Below are 14019 nucleotides of genomic sequence, written 5' to 3'. Positions count from 1 at the left end.
GGCAGGCGCAAGCGCGGCTTGCGGGGCAGCCGTATCGGGCGGCGCGGGCGGTGCTGCCGGGATTGCAGGCAGAGCAGAAGCCGGCGCGCCGGGCGCTGGTGGCGTGTCGGGCGCTTGTGGCGCGGCAGGCGGCACGGCGGTCGCCGGGCGCGGTCGCTTCGTCTGAGCGATGGCAGCGGGCCGCAGCATGGCGAGCGGCAACACCAGGCCGAGCATGACGATTGCGACGAAAGTTACAGTCGCGCGATTCAGCGCGCGGCGGCGCAAGCCCGGATCAAGAATCGCCAGCAGCCGGCCTTCGAGCTGCGAGCGCCGCGCGATGGCGACGGCGGCCATCAAAGCGGTAGGCGTTGCGCCCATCGAGCGCGCAATGTCGAGCAGGTGATCGGCATAATCCGAAGCCTTAGCGCCGGCGTCAAGCACTTGATCGTCGCAGGCGCGCTCGCGCTCGATGCGCAGCCGCCGCGCCGCCACCCATGCCAGCGGGTTGAACCAGTAGAAGGCACATGCCGCCTGCGCCATTAGCTGTGTCAGACAGTCGCGGCGTTTGACGTGCGCCAGCTCATGCAGCAAGACTACTTCGCGCCGCTCCTCCGGCCAGTCGCTCGCGTCCGCCGGCAACAGAATGGACGAACGCACCAGCCCGCAAGCCATCGGCATGGTGACGCGCGGGCTACGGCGTAAGGCAACCGGTTGAGTCAACATCAGGCGACGCGACAGCCGCTCGACCAGCGACAGCCATTCGCCATCGGTCACGCGCTCGGCGCGATGCTGTAGTTGCCAGACACGCGCCAGGCCGATGAGCAGGTGCGCCAGGATCAGCGCCGCCCCGGCGAGCCAGCCCATCACCGCCCACTGAATACCCTTCCACAGACCACGACCGGGCGGCGGCGCGGCTTCGTAAGGCGCATTACTTTGCGTCGAAGCGCTGACCGCGTCGCCTGGGGGAAGCGCTTCGGCGGGCGCTTGAGTCGTCGCGCTTGAGCCTGTCGCCCTGTGCGGCTGCGAATGGTGCGCCGGCGGGCGCGCGGTAGTCATCTCTTTTGCGCCGCCGGCGGGCGAAAGCGGTGAAGCATCAACCCGACTCGGCGCCGCGGGCTTCTCGGTCACGGCGGCGCTCGTGCTTGCAAGGGGCGATGGCTGCGACAGCAAACCATCGGGGACGACCGACCATTGCCACGCCGGCAGGGCGAGCGACAGCAGCGGCAATAACAGCAGGCCGACGAGCGCCATGTTCCAGACCAGGTGGCGCGATGCGGCGGCGGCCCGGCGCAAAGCGAAAGCGATTACGGCCGCCAGGCCGAGAATCAGCATGCTCTTGGCCGCCAGCGCAATCAGCAACGCCGGCCAGCCGTTTTCTTGCGTGAGCGCCGCGGGTTCTATGAATACGTAAGCCATCATCGCCCTTCCTTTCTGGCCCGCGCAATCATCTCAGACAGGCGGTCAAGCTCGGCCTCACTCAGCCGGGCGCGCGACATGTCGAGAAAAGCGGCGACCGCCTGCTCTGCCGAGTTGTCGAAAAAGGTTTGCAGCAACTGCTTCATCGCCGACTGCCGCGCCCGCTCGCGCGACAGCGTCGGCAGGAAGACGTAGCGCGGCCCGTCCTGCTCGTGGCGCAGGTAGCCCTTCTCTTCCAGCAGCCTGAGCATGGCGCGCACTGCCGAATAGCTCGGCGGCAGCGGAATCGCCTCTAGCACCTCGGCAGCGGTCGCCCGTCCTTTGGTGTAGATGACATCCATGATCTGCCGCTCGCGGCGGCTCAGGTGCGCATGCGGATTCTTAGTCATCGGCCCGGTTCCTCGCTTGCGATCAAGGTGCTATTTTTTTAGCACGACGGCGCGGGCCTGTCAACCACAAAGTGCTATTTTTTTAGCACGGCGTCTAAAACGATAGCGGCGGGCGAAAGTTCCAGCTCAAGGGCAAGGCAAAGAAGCTGGGGCTCCAGTCGGGCAGTAACACCGTCCAGGTGATCGATTCAAAAGGACTGGTCAGCAATACCATCTCAATCGAACGTTGAACAAACTCTGCCGTCGGTTCTGACTAATACAGCGACGGGCGCGGCGAGCCGCCGAGCAGTGACGTGTTCACCGAAGCAATCGTGTGCGTGCCTTCGTGTCCACCCCAGGCAAACATCAAAGAGACTTGCGGAAAGCCGCCGGCGCGCAGCGTCAGCCCCGCCGCGTAGCTGTGCGCCAGATGTTTAAACTCCAGGTCGCTGTGGCGTAGAGCGACCCTGCCGGTCTCTGCCAGAAAGGCGACGCCGAGAGGCCCATAGAGCGAATGCTCGACGCTCGCTTGCAAGAGCAGCAGGTTGGGGGCGCGGAAGCGATAGTCGGGATAGCTGGCGAGCGTCATCTTGCCATTGATGTCCGAGCCGCCGAGCGTCGGCTGAAAGTAGAACGGCACAACGTCTCCCCCGGAGGTGTAGGATTCCACAAGCAGCAGCCGCAAGCCGATGCTGCCTTCGCGGTCGCGCGTCACCTGCGGGCAGTCGCCGGTCGTCGAAGTCGCGCTCGTCGAACAGTCGTCCGGGCCATTGTGATCGCGCGGCAAGAATGTCCGCGTCTTCTTGTAGAGCGGGATCTGGTGCGACAAATCTACGGTGAGCCGCCGGAACGAATAGTGCGAATCGCCGGCGATGAATTGCTGAAAGTTGACCAGGTAATTCAGCCGCAGGTAATCATCGAATAACGCGGGCCGCAAGCGCACCCCTTCGCCGAACTGCGCAAACGCCGGCTGGCGACGCAGGCCGGGCGCGGTCGCTTCGCTGTAGACCTGCTCAATCGAAGGGCCTGACGTGCCGCGGCTGCCGCGCAGGTCAACGAACCGCCCGTTCGCCTCGCCCTGTAATGACAGGTTCAACGGCTGGAACAGCGGATAGACGACACTCGCGCCGACAATCGTTTCGCGCATGCCGAAATAGCTCAGGTCAGCGCCCGTTGTATCCGGCCCCAGCCCGTAATAGGCGAGCTTGTTGAGCGAAGTCGCCTGCGCGTAGACGTTCAAGACCGGCGCGGGCCGAACCGTCGTGGAGCCGGGCTTGATCTTCGTATAGAGCGCCTTGCCGTAGACGCCGACGCGCCACGAGCCGTTGGGTGACACCACGGCGTCGGCGTTGAAGCTCAAGCGCCAGCTCTCGTTCGGCGTGTAGTGGGTCACAAACGCCGGGCCGAAGCCGATGCCGTTTTGCGGCGCGATGCTGCCAAAGGCGATGTGCAGCGGGTGGCCGGTGAAGAGTTCCTGCCCACATCCGGCAATCGCTTTGAAGCTGAATTTCCCGCAGCTCTCTTTTAACGCTTTGCCCTCGCGGCGAAACTCGGCTTGCAGTTGGCTCTCCTGCGCGTCGACACGCCCGGCCAGGACGATGAGACAGACAAAAAGGAAAAACAGTTGTCGCCGCATGGTGGCTCCTTTGCTTGACTCGGCCTTGTGAATCGGCATGTGTCGGCAGATGACCGATGGCGGTCATTTTTTGGACGAACGCGCCGGCTTTTTCTTGCTGCCGCCAGCCGCTTTCTTCGGGCGCTTCGCCGCTGCCGCCGGTCGCTTTGCGGCAGCCTGCGGGTGAAGGAAAGCTGTGTACTTCTTGATGAAGGCGCTCGCCTGCCCCTCTGTCCTGATCGCCCGCCGCTCCTCATCAATCTGGCGTCTGACGACCGCCGCCAGATGCTCAACCTGCTCCCACAGCAGGTCTGAAACGGGCCGGTGTTGGTTGAAGGCCGAGGCGGGCACTTGCGGAATGCGAATGACGTTGGTGGTTTTGGCCATCGGTTGGTCGCCTCCTATTTGAACACAGGGCAATCGCTATCCGGTCGCATCTGATCACTCAGCAGGTCGAGGAAGGTCTTGGCCGCCTTCTCGCGCGGCGAGCGGTTATCGTCGTTGACCTTGAATGCCTCCATCACGGTGGCCGGGATGCTGGCATGCTCAAAGGCGCGCCCGTTGGCCTGGTCTTCGGTGCCGGCGACCACCGTGGCCTTCGGAATCCACGGCGACACGGCGACCGCCGGCACGCGGACGCCGAGGCGGTCGAACTTGAAGGGCTTGCCCGTGCCGGTCGCCTCCGCCGACGCTTCAAAGCCATCCGGCGTGCAGTCGGGCGGCGGCACATGGTCATAAATGCCGCCGTGCTCATCATAAGTAATCAGCAGCAGTGTGCTCTTCCAGAGCGTCGGATTCTTGCGAATGGCGTTGTAGACTTGGGCGATGAAGGCTTCGCCGGCCAGGACGTGATGATCGGGGTGCTGGTCAGAGGCCAGCCATTCGCTGCCGCTCTCGTCCTCGTGGTCGTTGTAGTTCGGCTCGACGAAACAGTAATCCGGCAGGCGGTTCTTCTTGCAGTCGTCGATGAAGTTTTCGTATAGCCCGAACAGCCGCGGCTGATTCTTGAGCAGGTTGACGATCTCCAGCGAAGAGCTGTGCTGGTCGAAGTAGTAGAGCTTCGCGCTGCGGCCCGCTTTCAGCATGCGCTCATAGATGCTCAGGTAGGGAACATTCAGGTAAAACAGGTTCATGCCGACCTGCCCGAATGATGTGCCGTAGTGGGCGAAGGCGCGGTTGCACAGCGTCGGCCCCGGGATTGATGAGAACCAGCCATTGAAGACCGCATAACTGCGCGCCAGCGTCGTCAGGATGGGAATCCGCTCAGGCGTGAAGTAATACATGATCTTGTGCGAGTGCTCGCGGTCGCGGCGCTGCTCGAAGTAGCTCTTAACGAACCCCCGCATGCTCGGCCTGGCCGGCGGGCCGGTGGTGCCGTCAAAGAGTTGCAGGTTAACGCCGGGGAAGTGATGATCGGGGTCTGGATCGAGCTGCCCCTGATAGGCGGCCTCAGGTCGCACCTTCACCGGCTGCCCGGAGGTATCCGGGTTGAATTCGTCACCGCTCAGGCCCTCGATTCGCGGATCTTGCGCTTTCAACGCCCCGAGCATGTGATCGAACGAGCGGTTCTCCATCATCAGCACGACGATGTGCTTCAGGTTATCAAGTCCTTTAGTCATACTTTCGCCTCGTATGCTCGACGGCTGGTTCGGGCGGCCCGGCTTCAAACGTTTCGGCAGATGCGGTGCGGCGTGGGGCAGAGGGCCAATTGAAGCGGGCCACCTTGTGGATAATTCAAGTTACTTTGAGCCAATCATCAGGGCGCATTCTCTACCCATTCTGTAAATAATGCAACCCCATCTGATGTTCGCGCCGCAACCGCGCGATCCAACAAAGGGTTAGGTAGCGCATCATACATTTGCGCCGGCGGCTGGCGGCGGCGGTTTTGGCTCGCGCATTCCCGCCCGGTTCGTGCTATCATAGACCCCGCACGAACCGCTAATCCCATGTCCCGAACCAGGCAAGTATGTACCAGGTAATCTCGCTTCTTACGGCTTTCGTTATCGCTTTATCCAGTCCCTTCAGCCAGCAATCGGCACAACCCGCGCCCGCCGACGACCAGTCGCTCCGTCTGCGCACTGATTTGGTGCTGGTTGACGTGCTGCCGGTGCAGCGCAAGACCAGCCGCGTCGTTAATGGTTTGAAGAAGGACGACTTCACGGTTTACGAAGACGGGGTCAAACAGGCGGTCAGTTATTTCAGCCGCGACACCCTGCCTGTGTCTGTGGTCCTGCTGGTTGACCGCGCCGGCTGCGTCAATCCGTTCAACGAGCAGATTCGCGAGGCCACCGCCAGGGCCATCAACCATCTGAAGCCGACCGACGAAGTCGCCATCATGACGTTTTCAAACAAGGTCAAGCTCTTTCAACCCTTCACCCGCGACCGCCGTGTCATCGGCGACAAGATCGCTACCGTCGAGCGCCAGCACGAAAGCGAGCAGCATTACTTTAACCAGGCCATCTATGAAGCCAGCGAGTATATGAAGAAGGCCGCGAACCCCGCGGGGCGTCGCGCCATCATCGTGCTGACGAGCCTGGAAGCGGCGATTGACTTCTCAAAGATTTCCGAGAAAGAGGCGCTGCTGTCGGTGCTGGAATCGGGGGCGACGGTGTCAGGGATTCTAATTGAAACGCTCGGCGGGCGCTTCGAGCAGGCGGTGCGCGGCAAGCCGACTTCGTTTCTGCGCATCTTCAAGCTGCGGTCGGGCAGCATGAAGATGTTTGTCGAAGAGACCGGCGGCGAGTTGACCGGCGCGCCGCCCGACAAGATAGACGAAACGATCAATCGCGTTGTCGATAACGTCGCCGCGAGTTATTCGCTGGCCTACACTTCGACGAACACGACGCGCGACGGCAAGCGGCGCAAGGTGCGCATCGAGATTTCGCCAGAGGTCGAAAAGCGCGAAGGCCGCGTCGCGGTGCTGGCGCGCCGCAGCTACGTCGCCGCGAAAGAGCCGAACGCCGCCGACGCCAAGCCGGTGACGAAATAGATTGCCGGACTGCCGCGCCCGCCGGTGCCGGTTCGTGATGGTACAATCGTCATGAACAGGCTAAAGAAAGGAAGCAGCATTCACATTCTATGAGTCAACCCGAACGCCGGAAGCCGGCCATCGTCTTTGACTTCGGCGGCGTCCTGATCGATTGGAATCCGCGCTACCTTTACCAGAAATTATTCACCGACGACGCCGAAGCGATGGAGCGATTTCTCGACGAAATCGGGTTCGTCGAATGGAATCTGGAACAGGACAGGGGCCGCCCCTTCGCCGTCGCCGTCAAGGAACTGAGCGAGCGCTTTCCGCACCGCGCCGACTTCATCAGGGCGTATGATGAGCGATGGGAAGAATCGATTGGCGGCGCGATTGAGCCGACCGTCGCCCTGCTCGGTGCGTTGAAGCAGGCCGGCTATCCGCTCTACGGCTTGAGCAACTGGGCGGCGGAAACCTTCCGGCGCATCCGTCACCGCTTCCCCTTCATGGATTGGTTTGACGATATCGTGCTGTCGGGCGACGTGCAGATCATCAAGCCCGACCGCCGCATCTACGCCGTCCTGCTTGAGCGCATTGGGCGGCCCGCCGCCGACTGTCTCTTCATTGACGACTCAGAAGCCAACATCACGGTCGCCGCGGAGCTAGGCTTCGAGACGATCCTTTTCAAATCACCTGAACAGTTGAAAGACGAGTTGACGGCGCGCGGGCTCTTGCCGGGCGACGCCCCGGCGTCACGCTAAACCGGCTTTGCGGTTGTATGCTTCTTGAGCCATACAAGCAAGCTTCGTTTTAATTTGAGACAAGCGATTTGGCCATCCCGAGGCGAATCGCTAGCGGCTGCAAGGCGTTCGACATGGCACATCAAGTGCCTTAGAATGCGCCAGGACCTTGTGCGGGTTTGAAGTCAATGTTGGAGGGAACTCTTCATGGAAGGTCCTGCGCGTGGTTGTCTCGCCGGTTTAATCTCATGGAAGCTCGGCGGCGGGCTATTCTCTACGATCCTTATCTTTATCCTCGTCTACTGGCTGCTCGGCCACGTTCATTGCTGAAGAAAGAAGTCAGGAGTCAGGAGTCAGAATGGAAGAGGAGACCGGCTTACGCCTCCGCTTCTCTTCTGACTTCGGTCTTCTGACTCCTGACTCCTTTCCGCGTCACTTCTCGTCGAGCTTGCGGCCCGCGTTCAACTGGTCATAGTTCAAAATCGCGTTGAAGACCAGGAAGTAGCTGCCCTGAGTTTCGCCGCGCCAGATGGGGTTGTTCGAGAACAACAGAATGTGGCCGGCGGCCATCGGCACATCAACCACCGCCGCGTGCTGGGCGATCTCCGCGCCACTGTCGAGCAGGCCCGACACCAGCAAATCGCGGGCGTCGCCATAACGCAAGATGACGCGCGGGCGGTACTGCGGCGGGATCACATAGATGCCGTTGCGCCGCTGCTCGTCGGTGACCGGGACCGCTTGCCAGATTTCGGCGCGCGGTTCTTCGATGGCCTCCGCCGCCTGACGGTCTTGCGGCGTGTCGGGATCGTCCACGGTGCCGCGCCCGGTCGGGCGGTCGCGGTCTTCCGCGGTGCGCCGCCGCCCGCGCCCGCCGCCATTGATGTTGCTCAGGTTAAAGATCGGCCCTTCGTAACAGTAGATGCTCAGGTTCTCGCCGTAGCCGTAAGCGATGGGGCTGGTCGCATCGACAAACTTCGAGCGCAGGATGCTTCCCGTCACACGCAGCCGTTGCGCCGGCTGCAAGGTCACGCCCGCCGTCAGGCCGAAGCTGATCGCAAAGTTCGACGTGTCGGTCGCCGTGATCAACAGCCCGCCTTTGCGAACGAAGCTTTGCAGGTTCGCCAATCCCTGCCAGCCGAGCCCCGGTCGCATGTCATCGGTCGAATCGATCTTGCCGATGTTCGGCGTCTTGTCGGTCGTCTTCCACGGCAGGGCGTTGCCGGTCATCGGCATGCCTTCAATGATCGACTGCGGGTTGCGCGTGCCGACCGGCGCAAAGACGATCACGTCATACTTCGCATTCAAGTCCGCCGTGTGCGCGGCGTCCTGCGTGCTGATGTAATCGTAAGGGACCTTCAGTTGATCGAACGCCTCTCGCCACCAGCCTTCGTCCTGCGTCGCAAGCCAGGTGTGCATGATGGCGACGCGTGGCGCTTTGGCGGCGTGAGTCTTCACCGTGGGCGCAGCGGCCACGGCATACGCCGTCAAGCCCAGCTCGCGCGCGGCCGCGTCCAGATTGCTCTGTGAGACGTTGTGATAGATGAACGAGCCGCGATTGAATTTGCGCCCGTTAAGCTCGAACGGTTCTTCGCTGACTTCGACCCGCGCGTCTTTGAAGCGATAGCGCAGCGTCGCAAGCCTCGTGTCGGTGTTGTGATTGATGACAAAGATCGAGCCGCTGCCGCTGACGCCGCCCGGCGCGCGCACTTCGCCTTTGACCAGTTCCATCGGCGCATTCAGCACGCCGGCATCCGTGACGCGCAGCACCTGCACGTTGCCAAGCTCGCCGAACGTCCAGCCGGTGTCGTCATAGACATTCTTCTGCGGATCGTTCGGCGACCAGTACTGGTAATCGAGCAGCGCATCGGCGATGCGGCTATAGGGCTGATCCATGCGCACGACGTAGCTGCCGGCGGCGAACTGCCGCGTCTCGGTCGCGTCTTTCGGCGCGGCGCTGCCGTCTCTCTGCGCCGCGGCGTTGGCCGTGGCTGGCGGCCCGGCGGGTTTCTTCTTCTTGACCGTAACCGTGAACGGCGCGGTGGCGCGCGAAATCTCGACGGCTTGCAATTGTAAGGTTCGTAACAGTTCCGCCTGCGCCCCCGGCCGCGGGTCGTCCGCCGGGAAGACGTAGGCGGCGGGGCCTGAGGTTTTCGGCTTTTCAATCGAACGCTTACTCTTCAGGTAAAAATTCTTCAGGAACAGTTTCGAGTTGGCGTTGAAGTACGACAGCGCCGTCAGCAACCCTGTCTGCTCGTAGTTGTTGTTGTTGCGCTGCGACCAGCGGACGCGCGGCAGCGGCGGGTTTTGTCTGTACCAGGTGCGCGCCGTCTCCTGCGGCCCGAGGGTGCGCTCGACGGTGTCGGCGCCGCCATTGCCGAACGTCTCATAGAGCCGGCTGATGCCATTGTGGGTCGCGGCGATGAACATCAGGTATCCCGGCGACCACGTATCAAATGTGCCGTGGGTGAAGACGCCGGGCATGCCGAACTTGGTCATCTCGCTGACGTTGTTCCAACCCATCAATTGCCATTCGTCAGTCAGTATCGGGTCGAGCCAGGCGTTGTAAGGCCCATCGCCGATCGTGTTGTCATAGAGGTACGGCACCGATTCGTGCAGGTCGTGCAGCACCTGCGCCTTCCAGCCCGTGAAGGTCTTCAAGACGTTCTGCGTCAGCTTCAAGGTCAAGCCCATCGCATCGCGGTTGTTGTCGTGCGCGACGTAGTGGCCCCAGTAGATGAGCGGCGGCCAGTTCTCGCCGGGATGCGCCAGGTGCCAGTTATAAACGTCCACCTGGCGGTCGCGTCCGTCGACTTCGACGATGGGCGTGATCAGCGTAATCACGCCGTCGCGGATCGCTCTGACATAAGGGCTCTCGTCAACCGCGAGGCGATAAGCCAGCTCCATCAACGCCGTCGGCGCGCCGGTTTCCGGCGAATGAATCGTCCCGGTGATGTAATAGACCGGCACGGAGGCGGCGACCAGGCGGTCGGCTTCATCGTCATTCATCTGAATGGTGCGCGGGTCGGCAAGGCGGGCGAGCCGTGCGCGGTTCTCTTCCATCTGCGCCAGATTTTTTTCCGAGGTGACGGCGACGGCGATCATCTCGCGGCCCTCTTCGGTCGTGCCGATGGAGAAGACCTTGACGCGCGGGCTGGCTTTTTCGAGCATCCGCATATAGCGATAGACTTCATGCGAGTACGGCAGTTTGCCCGGCGCGCCGGCGATGTCGCCAAGCACCGCTTTCGGCGTCGGCACCGTACGCGAGGCCGGCAAGTAATCAACCAGCGGCGACAGGAAGTAGGGCTCGGTGGTGTACTCGCGAATCTTGCGGGTGTATTCCTCGTCAACCGGCTGGTCGGCGGCGCGGCCCGGCTTCGGCGTAAGATTGGCTACAGAGACAGATTTCTCCTGCGGCCCGCGCCCAAAGGCGGGCATCATCGAGAACGAGAATACGAAGATGAGCAGACCGATCATCGCAGCGCGTCTGAGCATTGGTCCTCCAAGTTAAGAAAGTAATGTGTAGACAACTTGCCACAAACGCGCAAAGAACACAAAGTCTCGCAAAGCATCTTTGTGAGACTTTGTGCCCTTCGTGTCTTTACGGCGAATTCCCTTCAGTCAATCGCCTTGCGCATAAAGCCGCGCATGCCGAAATAGCCGAACAACGCGAGAAACACCAGTTGGCCGAGGATGATGAGCCAGATCGCCATGTGCGGCATCGCGGGCACCAGCGAGGCGCGGAAGCCTTCGCTCGCATAGGTGATGGGGTTGATGCATGTGACGACCTGAAACCAGCGGATGTTATTCAGCATCGCCCACGGATAATAGATACATCCCGTAAACAACATCGGCGTCAAGACCACCGAAAACATCAAGCCGATCTGCGCCGGCTGCACGGCGGTTCCCATTACCAGCCCCAGGGCCGCGCCGCCCAGCGCGCCCAGCACCGCGACGATAATCAGCAGCCACCAGTATTCCAGGCTGATCTGAAAACTGCCGCCTAGAATCAAGCGCCCGAGCGGCACGACCATTGCCGCCGCCACCAGCCCGCGGATCGCCGCAAAAATCATCTTCTGCACCGCCACCAACTGTACAGGCAGCGGCGACAGCAGCCGGTCTTCGATCTCTTTCGTGTAGCCGAACTCGATCACCAGCGGCATCGACACCGCCTGCATCGACGTCAACACAGTGGTGAACGAGATGATGCCCGGCAGGAAGAGCACGCCGTAGCCGGTATTCGCCTGGCCGAGCATCGGCAGCAGCCGCCCGAAGGTGAATAGCAGGAAGATCGGCTGCAACAGCGTCATCGCCAGAAACGTCGGCCATGTCCGCAGCGTCACCCAGAGGTCGCGCCAGAGCAGTTGCATGAAAGCCGTCGCGATCATGCGCGCCCGCCCTCGCGGCGCGAATTGCGTCATCGGTAGAGTCGTCGCGCTCAATCTCTCAGCCCCTTTCCGGTTAAATGAATGAAGACGTCTTCGAGGCTCGGCTGCGCCAGATGCAGGTCGGCCAGCTCAAGACCGCTGCTGACCATGACTTGCGCCGCCTTGACCGCCACGTCGCCGCCGCGCACCGCATAGAGCCGCAGCATCGGGTCTTCGTCGGCAGGCGGCGGCATGGCGCCCGCGGCGGGCTTCGCTTGCCCGCCGGCCATCATCGCCATCACCCAGGGCGGCGGCCCGCCCGCGGCGGGTGCGGCCTGCGCTCGCGCGGTCGTCCATTCGGCTTCGGTGACGCTGTCGAGGGCGCGGACCTCAGAGAGAATCGCCGCCTTCTTCTCTTCGGTGAGCGACGGGCTGCGATGCACGCGCAGCTCGACGCGTGTTCCCGCGGGCACCAGCTTGCTCAGGTTGGCCGGCGTGTCGAGCGCCAGTACCTTGCCGTGATCCATAATGGCGACGCGATGGCAAAGGCGCTCGGCCTCTTCCATGTCGTGCGTCGTCATAAACACCGTCAGCCCGTGACGGTTGAGCGTTTGAATCATCTCCCACAAAAACAAACGCGCCTGCGGGTCGAGCCCCGTCGTCGGCTCGTCGAGAAACAAGACCCGCGGCGAATGCATCAAGGCGCGGGCGATCAACAAGCGTTGCGCCATGCCGCCGCTGTACTTGTCTACCTTATCCTTGGCGCGCTCGCCGAGCCCGAATTGCTTGAGCAATTCCGTGGCGCGCTCGGTGCGCTCGCTTCTAGGGATGCCGAAGTAAGCGGCGTGAAAGGTCAGGTTTTCAATCGCCGTCAGCGAGCGGTCGAGGTTGTTACGCTGCGGCACGACGGCAATATAAGGCTTCACGCCGACCGGGTCGGCGACGACATCAACGCCCGCGATGGTCGCGCGCCCCGCCGTCGGCAGCACGCGGGTTGTCAGCACGCCGATGGTCGTCGTCTTGCCCGCGCCGTTCGGGCCAAGCAGCCCGAAGACTTCGCCGCGCCCGACCGCAAAGCCGATGCCGTTTACGGCTTTGACCGGGCTGCGCGGATATTGCTTCTCCAGCCCTTCGACCAGAATGATCGTTTCGCCCGACTGCTGGATGGCAGACCCGTCTGCCGGCGTTTGTTCAAAGCTCATCGGTTACGATTCCCTTTCGCGCCTGAATCTATTTCGGAGAGACCACTCACCTGTCATGAGACCAAACGCCTGCACTTGGTTAGCGCCGGCGAAAAAATAGCGCGGCTGACATCGGGCAAGAATCCTAGCAAAGAGATAAGGAAGTCGTCCACGAAGGCGGTTGCTGATTGCTCGGCTTGCGGCTAAGCTCAACGCTTGAGGTCGTGCGTATGAAGATCAATATTCTGGGCGGCGGCCCTGCCGGGCTTTACTTCGCTATTCTGATGAAGCGGCTCGACCCGTCGCATGAGATTACCCTTATCGAGCGCGACGGCCCCGAAGACACCTTCGGCTGGGGGATCGTCTTCTCGGATCAAACCTTCGCCTACCTGAAGGACAACGACGAGCCGTCGTTCAACGAGATCATGCGCGCCTGCCAGACATGGGATAATGTCGTCGTCGTTCACCGCGATCAGCCGGTGACGATTCGCGGCAACCGTTTCAGCGGCATCGCGCGGCTGGCGTTCCTCAACATCCTGCAAACCCGTTGCCGCGCCCTCGGCGTCCGTCTGCGCTTCCACACCAACGTCACCGACGTTGCATCGCTCGCGGCTTGCGACCTGCTGGTCGGCGCCGATGGCGCGAACAGTCTGGTGCGCCGCAGCTATACGGAAGCTTTTCAGCCGACCGTAGACTGGCGCAAAAACAGGTACATCTGGCTCGGCACACACCAGCTCTTTCACGGGTTGACGCTGACCTTCCGCGAGCACGAGGCCGGGCTGTTCATCGCCCACTCGTACAAGTTCAACGACACGACCAGCACGTTCATCGTCGAATGCGGCGAAACGACCTGGGCCAACGCCGGCTTTGAAAACATGAGCGAAGCCGAGACCTGCGCTTATCTCGCCGAAGTCTTCAGGAAAGACTTGAACGGCCACGCCTTGCTTGCGAACGACTTTGTGCGCTGGCTCAACTTCCCTCTGATCAAGAACCGGCAATGGCATCACCGCAACGTCGTGCTGTTGGGTGACGCGCTGCACACGGCGCATTTTTCCATCGGCTCGGGCACCAAGCTGGCGCTCGAAGATGCGATTGCCCTGGCCCGCTGTTTTGCCGAAGGCCGCGACACCAGGGCGACGCTCGCCGAATTTCAGCGCACCCGCAAGCCGGTGATCGATGCCTATCAGGACGCCGCTTTTGCCAGCCTGTTGATGTTCGAGAACGCCGAGGACGATATGCATCTCGATGCGCTACCGTTCGCCTTCCAGATGATGACGCGCAGCAAGAAGATCGATTATGAGAAGCTCCGCCGCCGCGACCCGCAGTTCATCGCCGCCTACGACGCATGGCGAGCGGCGTCAGAATGAAGGGAAGAGAAACGCGCCTGC

The 14019-nt window shown here is 62.0% G+C and carries 11 protein-coding genes; 3 read left to right on the top strand and 8 right to left on the bottom strand.

The window, feature by feature from the left end:
- From VJ464_11155 to VJ464_11135, 5 genes are all read right to left on the bottom strand, one after another.
- Positions 1–1401 (bottom strand): M56 family metallopeptidase (locus tag VJ464_11155; protein HKQ05682.1); only part of this gene is annotated, 1401 nt, incomplete at its 3' end.
- Positions 1398–1787 (bottom strand): BlaI/MecI/CopY family transcriptional regulator, encoded by a 390-nt coding sequence (locus VJ464_11150; GenBank protein HKQ05681.1) that lies wholly within the window; start codon positions 1785–1787, stop codon positions 1398–1400. The genes VJ464_11150 and VJ464_11155, both read right to left, overlap by 4 nt.
- A 253-nt stretch (positions 1788–2040) precedes the next feature.
- On the bottom strand, positions 2041–3402 hold the full coding sequence (locus VJ464_11145; GenBank protein ID HKQ05680.1) for a hypothetical protein: 1362 nt from the start codon (positions 3400–3402) through the stop codon (positions 2041–2043).
- Between the two features lie 63 nt (positions 3403–3465).
- The gene (locus VJ464_11140) at positions 3466–3768 is read right to left on the bottom strand and encodes a hypothetical protein (protein HKQ05679.1); all 303 of its coding nucleotides are present in this window, start codon (positions 3766–3768) and stop codon (positions 3466–3468) included.
- Positions 3769–3782: 14 nt separating this feature from the next.
- Positions 3783–5000, bottom strand: coding sequence for an alkaline phosphatase family protein (locus VJ464_11135; GenBank protein HKQ05678.1), 1218 nt, complete (start codon positions 4998–5000; stop codon positions 3783–3785).
- 347 nt (positions 5001–5347) lie between these two features.
- On the opposite strand from VJ464_11135, the gene VJ464_11130 reads away from it, so the two are divergent.
- Together VJ464_11130 and VJ464_11125 are read left to right on the top strand one after the other, a co-directional pair.
- Positions 5348–6370, top strand: coding sequence for a VWA domain-containing protein (locus VJ464_11130; protein HKQ05677.1), 1023 nt, complete (start codon positions 5348–5350; stop codon positions 6368–6370).
- Positions 6371–6459: 89 nt separating this feature from the next.
- Positions 6460–7107, top strand: coding sequence for an HAD family phosphatase (locus tag VJ464_11125; protein HKQ05676.1), 648 nt, complete (start codon positions 6460–6462; stop codon positions 7105–7107).
- Between the two features lie 411 nt (positions 7108–7518).
- Here VJ464_11125 and VJ464_11120 read toward each other — a convergent pair whose 3' ends face one another.
- From VJ464_11120 to VJ464_11110, 3 genes are all read right to left on the bottom strand, one after another.
- Positions 7519–10578, bottom strand: a complete 3060-nt coding sequence (locus VJ464_11120; protein HKQ05675.1) for a M14 family zinc carboxypeptidase — start codon at positions 10576–10578, stop codon at positions 7519–7521.
- 122 nt (positions 10579–10700) lie between these two features.
- Positions 10701–11525, bottom strand: a complete 825-nt coding sequence (locus VJ464_11115; protein ID HKQ05674.1) for an ABC transporter permease — start codon at positions 11523–11525, stop codon at positions 10701–10703.
- The gene (locus VJ464_11110; GenBank protein HKQ05673.1) at positions 11522–12652 is read right to left on the bottom strand and encodes an ABC transporter ATP-binding protein; all 1131 of its coding nucleotides are present in this window, start codon (positions 12650–12652) and stop codon (positions 11522–11524) included. Before VJ464_11110 ends, VJ464_11115 begins: the two co-directional genes overlap by 4 nt.
- A 209-nt stretch (positions 12653–12861) precedes the next feature.
- Between VJ464_11110 and VJ464_11105 the strand changes: the two genes are divergently transcribed.
- Positions 12862–13998: an FAD-dependent monooxygenase gene (locus tag VJ464_11105; GenBank protein ID HKQ05672.1), complete on the top strand. Its 1137-nt coding sequence runs from the start codon at positions 12862–12864 to the stop codon at positions 13996–13998.
- Positions 13999–14019 lie beyond the last annotated feature (21 nt).

It is taken from the genome of Blastocatellia bacterium (assembly GCA_035275065.1).
Taxonomy (GTDB): domain Bacteria; phylum Acidobacteriota; class Blastocatellia; order UBA7656; family UBA7656; genus DATENM01.
Note: the sequence above shows the minus strand (reverse complement) of the source record. Positions and strands in the feature narration are given on the sequence as shown.

Coding starts and splice junctions, on each gene's coding strand:
- VJ464_11120 (HKQ05675.1), bottom strand. CDS start 10,578: ATGCTCAGACGCGCTGCGATGATCGGTCTGCTCATCTTCGTATTCTCG.
- VJ464_11145 (HKQ05680.1), bottom strand. CDS start 3,402: ATGCGGCGACAACTGTTTTTCCTTTTTGTCTGTCTCATCGTCCTGGCC.
- VJ464_11140 (HKQ05679.1), bottom strand. CDS start 3,768: ATGGCCAAAACCACCAACGTCATTCGCATTCCGCAAGTGCCCGCCTCG.
- VJ464_11135 (HKQ05678.1), bottom strand. CDS start 5,000: ATGACTAAAGGACTTGATAACCTGAAGCACATCGTCGTGCTGATGATG.
- VJ464_11150 (HKQ05681.1), bottom strand. CDS start 1,787: ATGACTAAGAATCCGCATGCGCACCTGAGCCGCCGCGAGCGGCAGATC.
- VJ464_11110 (HKQ05673.1), bottom strand. CDS start 12,652: ATGAGCTTTGAACAAACGCCGGCAGACGGGTCTGCCATCCAGCAGTCG.
- VJ464_11125 (HKQ05676.1), top strand. CDS start 6,460: ATGAGTCAACCCGAACGCCGGAAGCCGGCCATCGTCTTTGACTTCGGC.
- VJ464_11130 (HKQ05677.1), top strand. CDS start 5,348: ATGTACCAGGTAATCTCGCTTCTTACGGCTTTCGTTATCGCTTTATCC.
- VJ464_11105 (HKQ05672.1), top strand. CDS start 12,862: ATGAAGATCAATATTCTGGGCGGCGGCCCTGCCGGGCTTTACTTCGCT.